This is a genomic window from Psychrobacter coccoides, from assembly GCF_017498085.1.
Classification (GTDB): Bacteria; Pseudomonadota; Gammaproteobacteria; order Pseudomonadales; family Moraxellaceae; genus Psychrobacter; species Psychrobacter coccoides.
In genome coordinates this window covers 80900-100074 of record NZ_JAGBKM010000006.1, presented here as the reverse complement: position 1 = coordinate 100074, position 19175 = coordinate 80900, and the positions used below count along the sequence as shown (strand labels likewise).

The 19175-nt window shown below is 48.5% G+C and carries 11 protein-coding genes; 10 read left to right on the top strand and 1 reads right to left on the bottom strand.

Annotation, left to right across the window (positions count from 1 at the left end; all coding sequences use genetic code 11):
• Positions 1-136: 136 nt before the first annotated feature.
• The 10 genes from J3492_RS05110 (at position 137) to J3492_RS05065 (ending at position 18634) form a co-directional block, all read left to right on the top strand.
• A complete protein-coding gene (locus J3492_RS05110; protein WP_207990566.1) occupies positions 137-1516 on the top strand; it encodes a NarK family nitrate/nitrite MFS transporter in 1380 nt (459 codons plus the stop codon).
• 331 nt (positions 1517-1847) lie between these two features.
• Positions 1848-5606 carry a nitrate reductase subunit alpha gene (locus J3492_RS05105; RefSeq protein WP_207990564.1) on the top strand — a complete coding sequence of 1253 codons (3759 nt, stop codon included), beginning with the start codon at positions 1848-1850 and terminating at the stop codon, positions 5604-5606.
• A 37-nt stretch (positions 5607-5643) separates the two neighbouring features.
• Positions 5644-7182 carry a nitrate reductase subunit beta gene (narH, locus tag J3492_RS05100; protein ID WP_207990562.1) on the top strand — a complete coding sequence of 513 codons (1539 nt, stop codon included), beginning with the start codon at positions 5644-5646 and terminating at the stop codon, positions 7180-7182.
• 1 nt (position 7183) lies between these two features.
• Positions 7184-8038, top strand: coding sequence for a nitrate reductase molybdenum cofactor assembly chaperone (gene narJ / locus J3492_RS05095; RefSeq protein WP_207990560.1), 855 nt, complete (start codon positions 7184-7186; stop codon positions 8036-8038).
• 11 nt (positions 8039-8049) lie between these two features.
• Complete coding sequence (gene narI / locus J3492_RS05090; protein WP_207990557.1) at positions 8050-8775, top strand: respiratory nitrate reductase subunit gamma; 726 nt, start codon at positions 8050-8052, stop codon at positions 8773-8775.
• Between the two features lie 124 nt (positions 8776-8899).
• Complete coding sequence (locus J3492_RS05085; protein WP_207990555.1) at positions 8900-9937, top strand: peptidylprolyl isomerase; 1038 nt, start codon at positions 8900-8902, stop codon at positions 9935-9937.
• A gap of 756 nt (positions 9938-10693) precedes the next feature.
• Positions 10694-13114, top strand: coding sequence for a type I restriction-modification system subunit M (locus J3492_RS05080; RefSeq protein WP_207990553.1), 2421 nt, complete (start codon positions 10694-10696; stop codon positions 13112-13114).
• Positions 13114-14481, top strand: a complete 1368-nt coding sequence (locus J3492_RS05075) for a restriction endonuclease subunit S (protein WP_243453116.1) — start codon at positions 13114-13116, stop codon at positions 14479-14481. The genes J3492_RS05080 and J3492_RS05075 overlap by 1 nt, the downstream gene beginning before the upstream one ends.
• A gap of 67 nt (positions 14482-14548) precedes the next feature.
• On the top strand, positions 14549-15274 hold the full coding sequence (locus J3492_RS05070; protein WP_207990551.1) for a hypothetical protein: 726 nt from the start codon (positions 14549-14551) through the stop codon (positions 15272-15274).
• A gap of 42 nt (positions 15275-15316) precedes the next feature.
• A complete protein-coding gene (locus J3492_RS05065) occupies positions 15317-18634 on the top strand; it encodes a type I restriction endonuclease subunit R (RefSeq protein ID WP_207990549.1) in 3318 nt (1105 codons plus the stop codon).
• 257 nt (positions 18635-18891) lie between these two features.
• On the opposite strand, the gene J3492_RS05060 is transcribed toward J3492_RS05065, so the two are convergent.
• On the bottom strand, positions 18892-19161 hold the full coding sequence (locus J3492_RS05060; RefSeq protein WP_207990630.1) for a DUF3817 domain-containing protein: 270 nt from the start codon (positions 19159-19161) through the stop codon (positions 18892-18894).
• Positions 19162-19175: the final 14 nt, after the last annotated feature.

Sequence of the window (19175 nt, the reverse complement as noted above, 5' to 3'; positions counted from 1 at the left end):
AGGCAGTCTCAGTAGCGCACTTATTATGATGGCAAGCCTGTCAATACAGTATGTGCGCTATGAGTAGATGACATAAAAAAATCTCAATCATACCTAAATCACAACCAAGCGTAGACGATACTAAGTGAGGAATAATATGAGCAATAAGTACTATACCAAGGGTGGGAAGCTCATCACCGACTGGCGTCCAGAGGTAGAGGCGTTTTGGCAAGGTGGCGGCAAAAAAGTAGCCACACGCAATTTATGGATCTCTATACCTGCGTTGCTGCTTGCTTTTGCAGTGTGGATGGTATGGAGCGCGGTCATTGTCAACCTTCCAGATATTGGTTTTAGTTTTGACGATGGCCAGCTGTTTTGGTTAGCTGCTCTGCCTGGATTGACAGGGGCGACCTTGCGTATATTTTACTCTTTTATGGTGCCGATATTTGGTGGGCGGCGTTGGACTGCGATATCCACAGCCTCGCTATTGATTCCAGCGCTGTGGATGGGGTTTGCGGTGCAAGACCCTAATACGTCCTTTATGACCTTTGCTATCATTGCGTTGTTGTGCGGTTTTGGTGGCGCCAACTTCTCCTCATCTATGTCTAATATCTCGTTTTTTTACCCCAAATCTGAGCAGGGCACGGCCCTTGGTCTCAATGCCGGCCTTGGTAATCTGGGGGTGTCAGTCATGCAGTTTGTGGTGCCTATCGTCATTGGTATAGGTATCTTTGGTGCGTTGGGCGGTGCGCCGCAGATAACGGCTGCTGGCAAAGCACTGTATCTGCAAAACGCTGGTTTTATTTGGGTGCCTTTTATCGCACTGGTGTCGGTAGCGGCTTGGTTTATGATGAATGACATCTCATCTGCCAAAGCCTCTTTTAAAGACCAATCGGTGATTTTTAAGCGTAAGCATAACTGGATCATGTGTATCTTGTACATGGCCACTTTTGGCTCTTTTATTGGCTTTTCTGCCGCCTTTCCAATGCTGATTAAAAACGCATTCCCTGATATCAATCCACTTAAGTACGCCTTTTTGGGCCCTTTTGTCGGAGCTCTATTTCGTCCACTAGGCGGCTGGATAGCAGATAAAGTGGGCGGCGCTAGAGTGACCTTTTGGAACTATATCGTGATGGTTTTTGCTGTGGTTAGCGTGATGTACTTTTTACCGAGCGAGACTCATGAAGGCAGCTTCGTCGGTTACTTTATCTCCTTTATGGTGTTGTTCATTACTACAGGTATCGGTAATGGCTCTACCTTTAGTATGATTCCCAACATTTTTAGAACCTTTTTGGAGCGTCTACACCCTGAGAGAGTCGGTACTGAAGAGCTGTTTGTTGAGATACGTAAGGAGTCTGCTGCCGTCGTTGGCTTCACGGCTGCTATCGCCGCCTATGGGGCATTTTTTATTCCTAAAATGTTTGGGTCTGGGCTGGGTATATCTGGTACTTTTATCGCTTTGATTGGCTATTATGTGGTGTGTATTGTGCTGACATGGTGGTATTACAGCCGTGGTAATGCTGAGGTTCCTTGCTAACGCTCTGGTACCAATGGCGCTCATAGTACGGCTATAAAAATAAAAGCCATTCATAAAATGTTTGCAAAATGCCACTCGCTCGGTGAGTGGCATTTTTTTTGTGTTTCAAGAGTATATTTTAACTACTACTTAGGGGGTAGTGCTCTGCTCATGTTAGATAATAGTCAGGCCTTTGGTGGTGACCTAGAATGATGATATCGAAACAGTATCAATCAAAGCAGCATCAATCAAAGCAGTATTTACGGCTTTTCGGCTCACAGTAGAGACACTCCATTGATCTTTATGCGCCCGCTCTAAATACACCCTAGGTCACAAAATAGAGGATAGCAAAATGAGTCATTTACTCGACCAATTCCGCTTTTTTAAACGCAAAAAAGGAGAGTTCGCCGATGGACATGGCGAGACACGTGACGAGTCCCGCGCATGGGAAAACGCCTATCGCAGCCGTTGGCAATATGACAAGGTGGTACGCTCTACACATGGCGTCAACTGTACCGGATCTTGCTCGTGGAAGATCTACGTCAAAAACGGTCTGGTGACATGGGAGACGCAACAAACAGACTATCCAGAAACCCGCCCAGACCTGCCAAATCATGAGCCCCGAGGCTGTCCTCGTGGTGCCAGCTATAGCTGGTATATGTACTCCGCTAACCGTGTCAAATATCCTAAAGTGCGCAAGCCGCTACTGAAACTATGGCGTGAAGCCAAGGCTCAGCATTCAGATCCTGTAGCGGCTTGGGGCAGTATCGTAGAAGACCCTGCCAAAGCAGAGCAGTATAAGTCTAAGCGTGGTCTGGGCGGCTTCATTCGCTCGACGTGGGCTGAGGTCAATGAAATCATCGCTGCCAGTAACGTCTATACCGCCAAAACCTTTGGCCCTGATCGTATCATTGGCTTTTCTCCGATTCCGGCGATGTCAATGGTGAGCTATGCGGCAGGTAGCCGTTATCTGTCGCTCATCGGCGGGGTGTGCTTGTCTTTTTATGATTGGTATTGCGACTTGCCACCAGCCTCGCCGATGACATGGGGCGAGCAAACCGACGTGCCAGAATCAGCAGATTGGTACAACTCTGACTACATCATCGCTTGGGGCTCTAATGTGCCGCAAACGCGTACCCCAGATGCTCACTTTTTCACTGAAGTGCGCTATAAAGGTACCAAGACGGTCTCTATCACACCTGACTACGCAGAAGTCTCTAAATTGACAGACTTATGGCTAAACCCAAAACAAGGTACTGATGCAGCAGTAGCGCAAGCGTTTTGTCACGTGATTATCAAAGAGTTTTATCTCAAGCAGCCCAGCGACTATTTTTTAGACTACGCCAAACGCTATACCGACTTGCCTGTATTGGTCATGCTAGAGGGCGAAGAAGGCGCTCGTCGTCCCGGCCGCTATCTGCGAGCCTCTGATCTGATCGATAATCTGGGACAAGAAAACAACCCAGAATGGAAAACCATCGGCCTCAATCATGATGGCGAGCTGGTGTCACCTTTGGGCTCTATCGGTTACCGTTGGGGCGAGAAGGGTAAGTGGAACCTAGAAAACAAAAACGGCACCACAGGCGCAGAGATAGATCTGACCCTCACGCTAAAAGACAGCCAAGAGACCTGTGTCGTTGGTTTTGACTACTTTGGTCATGTCGATCATCCGCACTTCACTTCGGTGCCGGGCGAGCCTATCCAGCAAAAAACCATCCCTTGTAAGACCATTCAGTTGGCTGATGGTACCAGCGCTATCGTTGCGACCGTGTTTGACTTAACCGTGGCCAACCTTGGGGTCGATAATGGCGTCGGCGGCGACTATGTCACTGACGACTATAATGATGCCAGCGTACCGGGTACGCCAGCATGGCAGGAAGTCATCACGGGGGTCAGCCGTGAGCGTATCATCCAAGTGGCTCGTGAGTTTGCAGAAAACGCCCACAAGACCCATGGCAAATCCATGATCATCATTGGTGCAGGTATGAACCACTGGTATCACCTCGATATGAACTATCGTGGCGTGATCAATATGCTCATGCTCTGTGGCTGTATCGGTAAATCAGGTGGCGGCTGGGCACACTATGTCGGTCAAGAAAAACTGCGCCCACAGACGGGCTGGCTGCCATTAGCCTTTGCGCTAGACTGGCATCGTCCACCACGTCATATGAATGGTACCAGCTTCTTTTATAACCACAGCTCACAGTGGCGTCATGAGACCATCTCAGCCCATGATATCTTGTCTCCCAATGCCAATAAAAAATTCTTCCCTGAGCATATGCTTGACTACAATATTCAAGCCGAGCGTGCTGGCTGGCTGCCTTCAGCGCCGCAACTCAATCGCAACCCGCTTACCATCGCTGCTGACGCCGCTGATAGTGGCAAAGGCGTTGAAGAGTATGTGGTGGACTCGCTCCATGATGGCAGCTTACGCTTCGCTTGTGAGTCGCCTGACAGTCCGGCCAACTTCCCACGCAATCTGTTTATCTGGCGCTCAAACCTATTGGGCTCGTCGGGTAAAGGCCATGAGTATATGCTCCATTACTTCTTGGGTACCAAAAACGGCTTGCTCAATGACCCAAACCCTACCGGTCATCTGCAGCCCAAAGAAGTGGACTGGGTAGACGACGCCCCAACCGGCAAGCTGGACTTGGTCGTTACCTTAGACTTCCGTATGTCCTCGACTTGTCTGTATTCAGACATCGTTTTGCCGACTGCCACTTGGTACGAAAAAGACGACATGAATACTTCAGACATGCATCCGTTTATTCATCCTCTAACGGCAGCGACAGACCCTGCATGGGAGTCCAAGACCGATTGGGAGATCTACAAAGGCATCGCCAAGAGCTTCTCTGAAGTCTCAAAAGGTCATCTGGGTGTCGAAACTGATGTCGTCACCCTGCCGATGCAGCACGACAGCCCAGGAGAGATCGCTCAGCCGTTTGGTGGCACCGACTGGAAAACAGCAGGTGAAAAACCAGTACCGGGTAAAAACTGCCCGATGATTAAGGTAATCGAGCGGGATTATCCGAGCACTTATAAGAAGTTTACCTCGCTTGGCCCAGCACTCGAGGCACTAGGCAATGGCTCAAAAGGCCTGAATTGGGACATGAAAACTGAGGTTAAGCAACTGGGCGACCTCAATTACCGTGTCACTGAGCCTGGTATCTCTGAAGGACGCCCTCGTATCGATACGGCGGTTGATGCCTCAGAGACGATTTTGATGCTGGCACCTGAGACCAATGGTCACGTGGCGGTCAAAGGCTGGGCGGCGCTATCCGAGTTTACCGGACGTGACCATACGCATTTGGCCAAATCAAGTGAGCATGAAAAAATTCGCTTCAAAAACATCGTGGCCCAACCACGTAAGATCATCTCAAGCCCGACATGGTCAGGTATTGAGTCAGATGAGGTGAGCTATAACGCCGGCTATACCAACGTCCATGAGCTGATCCCTTGGCGCACCATCACTGGCCGCCAGCAGTTTTATCAAGATCACCCTTGGATGCAGGCGTTCGGTGAGCAAATGCAGCAGTATCGTCCGCCGATCGATACCAAAACCACGGACATTATCAAAAACACCAAACCGAATGGCAATAAAGAGATCGTACTGAACTTTTTAACACCGCACCAAAAATGGGGCATCCACAGTACCTACTCTGAAAACCTGCTCATGCTGACGCTCAGCCGTGGTGGCCCTTGTGTTTGGATGTCAGAAGTTGATGCTGTCAAGGCAGGTATCGTCGATAACGACTGGATTGAGGTCTTTAATGCCAACGGTGCCATCACTGCTCGAGCCGTCGTCAGTCAGCGGGTCAAAGAAGGCATGGTGATGATGTATCACGCTCAAGAAAAGCTGGTCAATATCCCAGGCTCTGAGCAGACAGGTACTCGTGGCGGTATCCACAACTCAGTGACCCGTACCATCCTCAAGCCGACCCATATGATTGGTAGCTATGCGCAGCAGTCCTATGGTTTTAACTACTATGGCACTGTGGGCTGTAACCGTGATGAGTTTGTCGTGATCCGTAAAATGTCCAAAATCGACTGGTTAGAAGACAAGCCAGATAATGCATTACCTCGTCCACTGCCAACCAGCATTGATGGGTAAGGGTACTTTTTTCTACTAATATTCGGAGCACAGATCCATGAAAATTCGTTCACAAGTAGGCATGGTGCTAAACCTTGATAAATGTATCGGTTGTCACACCTGCTCAGTCACCTGCAAAAACGTCTGGACCAGCCGTGAAGGCATGGAGTATGCGTGGTTCAACAACGTTGAATCCAAGCCAGGTATCGGTTATCCCAAAGAGTGGGAAAACCAAAGCAAATGGAAGGGCGGTTGGATACGTAATGCCAACGGCAGTATCAACCCACGTATCGGTGGCAAGTTCAGAGTGTTGGCAAATATCTTTGCCAACCCTGATCTGCCAGAGATTGATGATTATTATGAGCCGTTTGACTTTGATTATCAGCATCTGCATACCGCACCCATCAGCAACCACCAGCCAATCGCCCGCCCACGCTCGGCCATCACTGGCAAGCGTATGCAAAAGATTGAATGGGGCCCTAACTGGGAAGAAATCCTAGGCTCAGAGTTTGAGAAGCGCCGCAAAGACAAAAACTTTGACAATATCCAAGCAGAGATTTATGGACAGTACGAAAACACCTTTATGATGTATCTGCCTCGCCTGTGCGAGCACTGCTTGAACCCGACCTGTGTGGCGTCATGCCCAAGTGGCGCAATCTATAAGCGTGAAGAGGACGGTATCGTACTGATTGACCAAGACAAATGCCGTGGCTGGCGTATGTGCATCTCAGGCTGCCCGTACAAAAAGATTTACTACAACTGGAAGTCGGGCAAGTCAGAAAAATGTACTTTTTGCTATCCACGTATTGAGTCAGGACTGCCAACCGTCTGCTCTGAGACCTGTGTCGGTCGTATCCGCTATCTGGGTGTGCTGCTCTATGATGCCGACAAAATCGCCGAAGCGGCCAGTACACCAAATGAGCAGGATCTCTATCAGGCGCAGTTGGATGTGTTTTTGGACCCCAATGACCCGGTCGTCATTGCCCAAGCATTAAAAGATGGCGTGCCGCAGTCGGTGATTGATTCAGCCCAACGCTCGCCAGTTTATAAGCTGGCGATGGACTGGAAGCTGGCACTGCCGCTACATCCTGAGTATCGCACGCTGCCGATGGTCTGGTATGTCCCGCCATTATCACCGATTCAAAATGCTGCCGAAGCGGGCAAGGTCGGTATGGATGGCTTGATTCCAGACGTCGACAGCTTACGTATTCCACTGCGTTATCTGGCCAATATGCTTACTGCTGGCGATGAAGAGCCTGTCCGTTTGGCACTCAAGCGCTTACTGGCGATGCGCAGCTACAAGCGTATGCAGCTGGTCGAAAAGCAAGAGGTACAAAGCATCTTGGATGAAGTTGGTCTGACCAAACACCAAGTAGAAGAGATGTATCGTTACTTGGCCATTGCCAACTTTGAAGATCGCTTTGTCATCCCAACGGCGCATCGTGAAGAGGCGTTAAGTGATGCGTTTGCTGAGCGCAATGGCTGTGGTTTCACTTTCGGTGAGGGCTGCTCTGGGCATTCTGATAACAGTATGTTTGGCCAACGCAAAGCCAACCGTCGTGACTTTATTGATACTGTACAAAAGTGGGAGTCGTAAAATGCAAGCTACTCAATTACATCATCCTAATTTAGCCGATGAGCCTACTGCTCCGGCGACTATCGGACACTCTGAGCTAAAGCTCCTAAAGGTTTTGAGTGTGCTCATCGACTACCCAACTAACGAGCTGTTTATCGGTGATACGCTCGCTGATTGTGCCGAGATTGTGGCGACATCGACGCTCATTAGTCCAGAGGTGCGTGCGCAGATTATCGATTTGATAGAAGACTTGATTGAGACAGGCGCTCTTGAGTCGCAAGCTCGCTATGATGGCCTGTTTGAGCGTGGCCGCTCTTTATCGCTGTGGCTGTTTGAGCATGTGCACGGCGAGTCACGTGACCGAGGTCAAGCCATGGTCGATCTGATGGGTCAATACTCCGATGCTGGGTTTGATATCAGTGTCAAAGAGCTGCCAGATTATCTGCCTTTGTATTTGGAGTTTCTGGCTTACCAAGCGACCGTCATCAACGATGATATCCAGATTCGTATGGATATCGCTGACGTCAGTCATATCATTGCGCTACTAGCAGCGAGGCTTGTCGATCGTGGCAGTGTCTATCAAGGCTGCTTTCATGCGCTGTTACAAATCGCTGGCAAGCCGCTCGATGTGGTGGCGGAATACCAAGAGCAAGTCGGTAAAGAAAAGCGTGATGACAGCTTTGAGGCGTTAGATAAAGAATGGGAAGAGGAAGTCGTGACCTTTTTGGACGCACAGCAAGAAGAGCGCTGCCCCTCACAGACAAATACCCAAAATATTGCGGCAAAATCTGGTATGAAACAGTCAGCAGCACAAATGGCTGATGCCCCTGTGCATTGGGTGGACTTTAAGACCAATCAGCCGGCCAAACAATCTTAAGGAGAGAGGACATGAATGTTGCAGATCCTGGTGTACAGACGTTAGCCAATCTAAATTGGCTGCAGATATTCCTTTTTGGCGTCTATCCCTATATTGCTTTGGCCATTGCTATCGTGGGTACTTGGGTGCGTTTTGATTTGTCCCAGTACTCATGGAAGACAGGCTCGACTCAGATGCTCAGAAGCAAAAACATGCGTTGGGCCAGTAACTTGTTTCACGTTGGCATCATCGTGGTGTTACTTGGGCATTTATTTGGTATGTTGACCCCGCATTTTTTATATGACAGATTCATCAGTGCAGGGAACAAACAAATCTTAGCAGTCGTGGTCGGTGGTATCGCTGGCGTGTTTTGTTGGATTGGGCTTGCCATGTTGATGTGGCGACGCTTCACTGATGATCGTATCTCAAACACCTCGTCGTTTTCGGACAAGATGGTCCTGGTGCTATTGTTTGTGCAGCTCAATCTGGGTTTGATATCCATCTTTACTTCCGTGCAGCATCTGGACGGCTATACGATGATGAACTTAGCGGGCTGGGCCCAAGACATCACCATCTTAAGGCCTTGGCATGCTGCCGCACGTATCGAGCAGGCTGACTTGATTTATCAGTTGCATATCGTCCTAGGGATTACGCTCATTATGATATTCCCATTCACACGACTGATTCACATCATCAGTGCACCCATTTGGTACTTCGGTCGCCGCTATCAGATCGTGAGACAAAAAAAATCACAGTAAGACAGCGTGCGAGATAAGTAGCGACCCTTTGTATGACAAATACAGTTATCAAATGGTTGCTACATGATCGCTTATTACACAAAATCTCTTAATTATCACTACCTGAATAAGGGGAGTATCCGCCATGACTGTTAGCACTTATAATCCAGCCGACCATACTACTAACAATGCTCACGGTAATAACCATCATCACCACGTCGCTCATCACTCTGCTGCAACCAGTCGCATTCCTATGAGTCATGACGAAGATATAGTGCGTGTCATGCCGACACTGGCGGATCTCAAAAAACCGCATTCGGATAAAGCGTTTATCGAAAAGGCGATGGCAGAAGAGCGCAGCAATCACAGTAACTTGATCGCCTCTAGCCGTGATGAGCTGCCTTCTGTATCGGTCAATGGCGTCATGATCGATAGAACGGCTATCGCCCAAGAGCTGCAGTATCATCCAGCAGAAAACAAGGAAGATGCGGTGTTTTTGGCGACTCAGGCACTGGTGGTGCGTGAGCTGTTAAGACTGGCCGTATTAAACGAGCCAAGCCTCGGTACGACTGCGTGGGATAATGATGAGGAGCAAGCCATCTCGGCGCTGATCGAAAAAAACGTCACGGCGACGACACCTGATATGGCGACTTGCGAGCGCTACTATCAGCAAAACATGGCTGACTATAAAACAGATCCTATTATGTCAGTACGCCATATCTTATTGGCGTGTCTGCCTGAAGATGGCGACGAGCGCTTAACGCTCAAAAAAAGCGCTTATGCGCTTATTGAGCAGATCAAAAACGATACCAACCCAAATGCTGCATTCATTCAGTTGGCGCAGCAGCACTCTGCTTGCCCGTCAAAGGAGCAGGGCGGTGAGCTGGGTGTTGTCAATAAAGGACAAACCGTTCCAGAGTTTGAAAATACGTTATTTAAGTTAGAGGCAGGGCTTGCGCCTAGTCCTATCGAAAGCAGATACGGCTTTCATATCGTCGAGGTACTAGACAAAAAACCAGGCGTACAAATGACTTATGAGCAAGTCAGTCCTGCCATACACAACAAGCTCAGTCAACAGGCCTTTCACCAGTCTTTGTGTGACTATCTGTTTATGTTAGCAGATGAGGCAGATATAGAAGGTATTGAGATGACGCTTGAGCAAGAAAACGTGTTTCGTGGCTAGGTGGTCGGTAGAGGTGCGCCGCTAAAATTGGCATGTGATTTTTTGACGGCTTTTATAAATCACCTTTTGCATGACCTTACAATGCGAAAGGTAGTCAAAATAGAATGGCTAGACAATGCTCAAGACGCAATGACACGACAGCAGCTGTCGTATGGTGGGTTTTTGATGAGTGACTGATGCAAAAACGGTGATCATACGCAAAGTATAATCACCGTTAAATGCATTGAGAATGAACTGCATAATATTTAAGCAGCAGTTTTTTTATAACGCTTACGATAGATACTACGAACCATGGGCATAAACACCATCAGCAGCGCCAAAGCCCATAAAGCGATAGTGATAGAGCTACTCCACAGGATAGACAGGTCTCCTTGAGAGATAGACAAAGACACATAAGAGGAGGTTTCTAATCACGGTCTTGTCATAACCCAGATCAATTATTTTCGTAAAACGCACCGGACGAAAAGTAATGATTAAAGTCAAAAACGCCATGAGAGAAAAAATAAGAATAGGGTAAGGACGAGGACCTATGGGATCATAAGCGATAGGGGCAACGTAACCGATAGCTAGGTATATTAAAAACAAGCTAAATAGTGCCATTTTTGATTAAATTGACTATAGTAGCGCCATCCATACCGACACAGCTAGACAAAACAGAGCGGCAGACCTAAACTAGGACGCTATCAGGCAGGCCGCTACGATGAGCCGCTATTTATTGTCTCCTAAACCACCCAACCACCCAACCATAAGACCGCTATGACTCTATCAGCTTCAGCCACTCAGCCGCACCCCTCATCTACCACCACACCGACCAACCTAGCCGCCTTTATCTGGTCGGTCGCTGACCTACTGCGTGGTGACTTCAAGCAGTCTCAGTATGGACGCATCATCCTACCATTTACGCTGCTGCGCCGTCTGGAGTGTGTGCTAGAGGCGTCAAAAGATGCGGTGGTGGCAGAAGCTCAAAACATCAGCGCTATGAACCTAAATGAAGAGGCTGAGGCCAAGTTTTTATTGCGTAAGACTGACGGCCTAGCGTTTTATAATACCTCACCGATGACGCTGGCTAAGATGGGGCAAAGCGATATCGAAGCCAACTTAAGCCACTATATCCAGTCATTTTCAAAGGACGCTCGGGAGATCTTTGAGCACTTTCGCTTTGAGGAGTTTGTGGGTTACTTAAATGATGCCAACCTGCTGTATAAAGTGGTACAAAAGTTCCAAAACGTCGATCTCAGCCCTGAAGCTGTGTCAAATCATGAGATGGGTTTGGTGTTTGAGGAGCTGATCCGCCGCTTTGCCGAAAGCTCAAACGAGACAGCAGGGGAGCATTTTACCCCACGTGATATTGTGCGCTTAACCACGTCATTGGTGTTTATGGAGGACGATGAGGCGCTGAGCAAAGACGGTATCATTCGTACCATTTATGACCCCACAGCAGGTACGGGTGGGTTTTTATCATCAGGTATGGAGTATGTACTGGAGCTCAACCCCAATGCGGTGATGCGGGCCTTTGGTCAAGAGCTCAACCCTGAGTCTTATGCCATCTGTAAGGCCGATATGCTGATCAAGGGTCAGGAGGTCAGCCGCATCAAGCTGGGCAACACCTTATCAAATGACCAGCTCCCTAATGAAAGCTTTGACTATATGCTGTCCAACCCACCATTTGGGGTGGACTGGAAAAAGATATCGGGCGAGATAAAAGACGAGCATGAGCAAAAAGGCTTCGATGGTCGCTTTGGTCCAGGCACGCCACGGGTCTCGGATGGCTCGCTATTGTTCCTCCTGCATCTGATCAGTAAGATGCGCCCAGTACAATCGCACTCTCAAAACTCCGAATCTGATGCACCGACTAACGATACCGCCATTACGGGTAGCCGTATCGGTATTATTTTAAACGGCTCGCCATTGTTTACAGGCGGCGCGGGCAGTGGCGAGAGTGAAATCCGCCGCTATATCCTTGAGTCGGACTTGCTCGAGGCGATTATTGCGCTACCCACAGATATGTTTTACAACACGGGTATCGCCACTTATGTGTGGATATTGACCAACCACAAAGCGCCTGAGCGTAAAGGCAAGGTACAGCTTATTGACGGTACTAACCTATATAGCAAGATGCGTAAGTCGCTGGGCTCCAAGCGCAATGAGATGAGCGACACCGATATCAGGACCATCACCCGTACCTTTGGCGACTTTGAGGTGGTGGATGCCCGAGAGCTTGATAAACCTGCGGATGTGAAGTCAAACCGTGGTCGTCAATCAGCGACGCCTAAGACTGAGACCGCAAAGACCTTCGCCAGTAAAATCTTTGCCACTCATGAGTTTGGCTATCGCCGTGTGACCATCGAGCGCCCGCTACGACTGTCAGCACAGATGAGCGCTGCGGCGATTGCGTCACTGCGCTATGCCGAGCGTACTTATGATGTGGTCATGCCCGCCTTGTATGAGAAGTTTGGTGAGCAGTGGACTGAGGAAACTTATGGCGAGTTTGGCGATTTGACCAGTGATATTCAGGTAGAAGCCCGTGCGATGATAAAGGCTGACTTTAGTGAGCTAAAAGAAAAGCAAATCAAAGAGGTGCTCAGCCCCAAGCTGTGGCGTGAGCAGCTGGCCATCATGACCGCTGCCCAAACCCTACAACAAGCCATCGGCACCCAGCAGTTTGATGATTATAATCAGTTTGATGCGCTGTTTAAGCAGGCGCTAAAAGACACGGGGCTAAATCTAAGCGCCAAAGAAAAAAAGCAGATCCTAAATGCCATTACGTGGAAAAACCCTGAGGCGCAGCGGGTGATCAAAAAGTCAGCCAAAGCAGCCAATCCGTTATACGGTGCGTTTGAGGTTACAGATAGTAATGGTAAAACCAAAATCGTGGAGTTTGAGTGCGATAGCGACCTACGGGATTATGAAAACATCCCGCTTGACCCAAGTGTGAGCACTCGTGAGCTGATCGAAAGCTACTTCACTCGTGAGGTACAGCCGCATGTGGCGGATGCGTGGATCGATGGCGGCAAGCGAGATGCCAGCGATGATGAGATTGGTATCGTCGGCTATGAGATACCCTTTAACCGTCACTTCTATGTGTATGAGCCACCGCGGCCACTGAGCGAGATTGATGCCGATCTGGATAAGGTCAGTCAGGATATTATGGCACTGCTGAGCGAGGTGCATTCGTAATGGTGGACAGTACAGCGATGCAGTCGGGGCGCTATCAGGCGTATCCTGAGTATAAAGACTCTGGGGTTGAGTGGTTGAGGGAGGTTCCAGCGCATTGGATTTCAACGCAAGTTAAGTATGGTTATACAGTAGTTCTAGGTAAAATGTTGCAAACAACACGCAAGACTACCTCAGATTTGCTGAAACCTTATCTGAAAGCGCAAAATATACAGCCATCTGGGATTGATCTTACGAACGTAAGTTCAATGTGGTTTTCCGCTGACGAACGTAAAAGATTGCTTCTAAAGAAAAATGATATTCTAGTCAGTGAGGGGGGAGATGTTGGACGCGCTGCTATTTGGGATAATGAAATAGATGAATGCTATATCCAGAATGCAATTAATAGGGTTCGTCCTAGATATACTAATGATTCAAGATTTTTTTACTACTGGATCAACTATTTAAAGTCTACTGACTTTATTAATATTATTTGTAATAAGGCAACTATTTCTCACTATACAGCAGATAAGTTACAAGGGTCACCGCTTATATTGCCTCCAGTCTTAGAACAAAAGAAAATAGCCAACTTCCTAGACTTTGAAACCGCCAAAATAGACACCCTGATCGAAAAACAGCAACGTCTTATCGAGCTATTGACCGAAAAGCGGCAAGCGGTAATCAGCCATGCGGTAACCAAAGGCTTAAATCCTGAGATGCCAATGAAAGATTCGGGCGTGGAGTGGTTGGGTGAGGTGCCGGAGCATTGGGATATATTGGCAATTTCTAAAGTAACAAAGAAGATAACGAATGGATATGTAGGAGCTACAAGAGACATTTTGGTGCCTAAGGGAGTTCCTTACATACAGGCAACTCATGTTAAGCGTGGAGGCATCCATTTTGACGGCTCTTATTTTGTAAGGGAAGAATGGAGTAAAAAGCATTCGAAATCTATACTAGAAGAAGGTGATGTACTGGTTGTCCAAACTGGAGCAGGAACTGGTGATATTGGATTGGTAACTGACAAAGAAGCAGGGTTTAACTGTCATGCTCTTATAATTTTACAACCAAAAAATGAGTTGTTGATTGGTGAGTATTTGTCCTTAACGCTTCAAACAGATTATGGATATGCCTTTTTATACTCTATTAGAACAGGTGGGATGCATCCTCATTTAAACTGTGGAGAGGTCAGGTATGTACAAGTACCTATACCTACACTTAAAGAACAGAGAGAGATTGTTAACTATATTTATGAACGGACTAAGAAATATGATCTAATAATTGAGAGAGCAAAACAAGCAATCCAACTCATGCAAGAACGTCGAACCGCTTTAATATCTGCGGCGGTGACGGGTAAGATTGATGTGCGAGAGTGGGTGCAGCCTGAGTAGGGTGCCGCCTGTAACCGATGTACAAATGTGCATCACATCACATAATAAAAAACAAATAAGGATTTTTATGATAAAAAAACTATGGCTGACCGCTGCACTTGCCGCTATCGCAATGACCACCACCGCCCAAGCGCAAACCTATCAATGGCAAGACGAACTGTGCGACATGCAAGGCGACTTTGATCATAAAAAATACAGCGCCAAACAAATCAAAAATTCCCACCTCGTCCTAAAGGGCTTGACCAGTGCAAACCTAAACAGCTTTTTTCCACCGATGAATATCGACGCTTTAGACAAACTGTCCATGACAGACCTAGACACACTGACGGCCGAATACCAGCAAGTGAAGCGGCAAGTCGAGCGCTTGGAGGTCGTGCCAGAGGCAAAACGCCATAAGCAAGACCTGCTCAAGTCTATCGATGGAGAGTATCAACAAAATAAATTGACCATTTTGGGCTATATCAATCCTAGCGCCGCCCTCAAACAAAGCCCCAAAGTATGCCAGCAATACATCAAGCCATTGTTACAAAACGAAGCGGCCGTACAAAACAAATGGCAGCAGCTGGTCAAAAAACGGGCGCAAACCAACAGCCATGCCATGGCACGCTATCAAAAAGAAAAAGCCAGTAACCCAGCCAAATATGCCAAAATCGACTTGGTGACTTTTGGGTTTGGCAACTGCGTCAACGATCAGGTCTATCATGCTGACCCTCAGCAAGTTTTTAACGACAGCCAAAAACTGAATAAAACGCTGTTTGGGCAGAGCTTGACGATGGTTTGCGATGAGCCATAGGATGCCGACGGCGCAATATTAAAATAACGATACGGACTTACCATGACTGACCTCACTCGTGAATCAACCTTTCAAGCCGACATCATCAAAGAAATGGTGGCCAGTGGCTGGGTACAAGGCGTCGCCTCAGGCTATCAGCGTGACACCGCCCTGTATGAGCGGGATGCGCTCGACTATGTACAGCGTACTCAGCCGCAAGAGTGGCAGAAGTTTTGTCGGCTGTTTCCGCAGGAGCCAGAGCAAGAGTTTATCAGACAACTGGTCAAGCAGCTCGGCAAAGCCAGTGAGCACGCCACCGATAGAGCCTCACGCACCTATGGCACCTTGGGCGTGCTGCGTCATGGTCTAAAGATTCGTAACACCCGCTTTAGCCTCTGTCAGTTTCAGCCAGAGCACAGCCTAAACCCAGAAGTGCTGGCACGCTATGACGGTAATATCTGCCGTGTGGTGCCCGAAGTCGTCTACAGCGCCCATCTAAGCCCCAAAGCCGCCGACGAGGCGACGACTGCCGATAGCAGCAAGGCGGCCAAGCGGCACCGTATAGATCTGGTGCTGTTTGTCAATGGTCTACCCGTGGTCACCATGGAGCTGAAGTCTGAGTTTAAGCAGGCCGTGGACAATGCCATATTGCAGTACAAAAAAGACCGACTGCCAGTCGACCCCAACAGCAATAAACCTGAGCCGCTACTGAGCTTTAAGCGGGGGGCACTGGTGCACTTTGCTGTCAGTCAGTACGATGTGTACATGACCACACGGCTGGCAGGTGATGATACCTTCTTCCTTCCTTTCAATAAAGGCACTCGGGATGGCGGGGCGGGCAATGACATACCGCAAGATCCCAACCGCTACGCCACCGACTATCTGTGGCATGACGTACTCAGCAGCGACAACCTGCTCAATATCTTAGGCCGCTTTATACACTTGCAGATCGAAGACGTCGAAGATGCCATTGGGCGAAAATCCAAAAAAGAAACCATGATTTTCCCACGCTATCATCAGTGGGAGGTGGTAACGAAACTGGTTGCAGACGCAGGTGTCACTCACAGCGAGCTGCCCAAAAACCAAAACCGCTACCTGATTCAGCACAGTGCTGGCTCAGGCAAATCCAACTCGATTGCGTGGACAGCGCATCAGCTCTCTACCCTATATGATGAGGCGGGTACTAAGCGCTTTGACTCGGTGATCGTGGTGACCGACCGCACCGTACTCGATGACCAACTACAAGACACCATCTATCAGTTTGAACACGCCGATGGGGTGGTGGGGCGGATCAACCGTACAGAGGGCGAGGGCTCCAAGTCCGACAAGCTGGCCGACGCCCTGATGAGCTTCCAGCCCATCATCATCGTCACCATTCAGACCTTTCCGCATGTGCTCAAAGCCATTGAAGACTCAAGCGTACTCAAAGAACGACGCTATGCCATCATCGCTGACGAAGCACATTCATCTCAGTCGGGTACAACTGCTCGTAAGCTAAAAGAAGTGCTGATCGCCAGCCCAACAGCCAGTGACGAACTCAGAGACAACCTTGAAGCGCATGTCGATAAGGGGCTGTCTGCTGAAGACATGCTCGATGCCACCATCACCGCCCGCCGTGGCAGTGACAATCTCAGCTACTATGCGTTTACCGCCACTCCTAAGTCCAAGACCCTTGAGCTGTTTGGCCGTGTGCCCAATCCAAGCCTGCCCGCCTCAGCAGACAACAAGCCAGCAGCCTATCACGTCTACTCGATGCGCCAAGCGATAGAAGAAGGCTTTATCTTGGATGTGCTAAAAAACTACACCAGCTATAAAGTGGTGTATCAGCTCAGCCAAGAGATAGCCGCTGACCAAGAGGTCGATGCCAAGCGTGCCAAAATAAAGCTCAACAACTGGGTGCGCTTGCATGACTACAATATCTCGCAAAAGGTCAAGGTCATCATCGAGCACTTTAATAAAAACATCAAAGGCCTGCTCGGCGGGCAGGCCAAAGCCATGGTCGTGACCGGCTCACGTAAGGAAGCGGTGCGCTACAAGCTTGCCTTTGATAAATACGTGACAGACCACGGCTATCGAGGCATCAACGCCATGGTGGCCTTTTCAGGTGAGGTCGAGTTTGATGATGCCGACCCTGACAGCGGCGGCCTCGTGGGTCAGCGCTTTACCGAAACTAATATGAACCCCACTCTCAAAGGCCGTGATATGCGCAAAGCCTTTGACACCGATGACTATCAAGTGATGCTAGTGGCCAATAAGTTTCAGACTGGCTTTGACCAGCCCAAGCTATGCGCCATGTATGTCGATAAAAAACTGGCAGGGGTCGACTGCGTACAGACGCTATCACGGCTAAACCGCATCTATCCTGGCAAAAAACAAACCGGCACTTTTGTCCTCGATTTTTTTAATGACCCAGAAGATATCCTAGCGGCGTTTCAGCCGTATTATGAGACAGCAGAGCTTGTCGATGTCACAGACCCTGACAAGGTGTTTGAGCTGTTTGAAAAAATACGCTCCAGTGAGATTATCAAATGGCATGAGGTCAATAACCTCGCTCAGGCGTTTTATAGTAAACATAAAAGTCAGGCCGCCATCAGTAATATCTGTAAACCCGCTGTCGAGCGCTGGCGTCATCAGTACCAGCGAGCCAGACAAGAGATACAGCGCACCAAAGGGTTGTTTGAGCGTGCCAAAGCGTCTAACGATGCAGTGTTGATTGGAAATGCCGAGAATGAGCTTAAGGAAGCTAAAAAAGCCAAAGATGCGCTGGTGTTATTCAAAAAAGACTTAGGCGGCTTTGCGCGCTTTTATGAGTTTATGTCGCAGATCGTCGACTATGACGACCGAGAGCTGGAGAAGCTGAGCCTATATGCCCGTCATTTGCTGCCATTACTACGTGAGGACTTTAACGCAGAGGACGATATCGATCTGAGTAATATAGAGATGACGCACTACCGTGTGTCTAAGCTACGTCAGCAGGACTTGCAGCTACAAGAAAACGCTGAAGAATACCAGCTCGACCCTGCTAGCGGGCTGGGTACAGCGACCCCCAAAGACAAAAAAGAAGACTTTTTGTCAGTGATCATCCGTCAGCTCAATGACGTGTTTGCAGGAGAGGGGTTTAGTGACAGTGACATCGTCAACTACGCCGAGACCATCAGAGATAAGATGGCCGAAAGCGAAGTCGTCATGTCACAAGTGCGCAAAAACAGCAAAGACCAAGCCATGTTAGGAGACTTTCCTATCGCCATCGATGATGCCATGATCGACAGCAGAGAGGCACACGAAAAGATGATGATGCATCTCTTCTCTGATAAAAAAGCGCACAGTCATTTTTCAAACATCATCTATGACATGCTGGTGGACTTGGGCAAGCGAATGTAAAAGCCCAAGCGATAATGTGGGTCAACGGTGGCCTGTATTGTTGATGGTGATAGCAGTCTAGAGTATTAATGCAGTGTATCTATTTTATCTATAGTCGATACTAAATAAAATAGATACGTTATTTAATAATGCGAAACTGGTATAAATTTTTCTAGCTTGCTGTGCCTACGCCGACAGAGGCTGCAAAACCAACATTAAAAAACTAAGCATCCCAGTTCTGCTGTATCTTTTTCATATTGGACTGACTATAGTATCGACTATAGCTGATGTCTGAGCTGCTTTTTTAACACATGATCGAAGACAAAAGGCCCAAACGGCAAAAGCGAACCAATGACCCCTGCTGGCATCGCCCAAAGTGGCGTTTTGATTTTGCTGACCACAGTGAAAAGCAGCAGAATATAAGCGATAAACAGCACGCCATGCGCCATGCCGACGTATTTGACCGCTTCGGGCATGCCCAGCATATACTTTAATGGCATGGCGACAAAGAGCAACAACAAAAAAGAGCTGCCTTCTAGGTAGCCCATGATGGTCAGCCCCT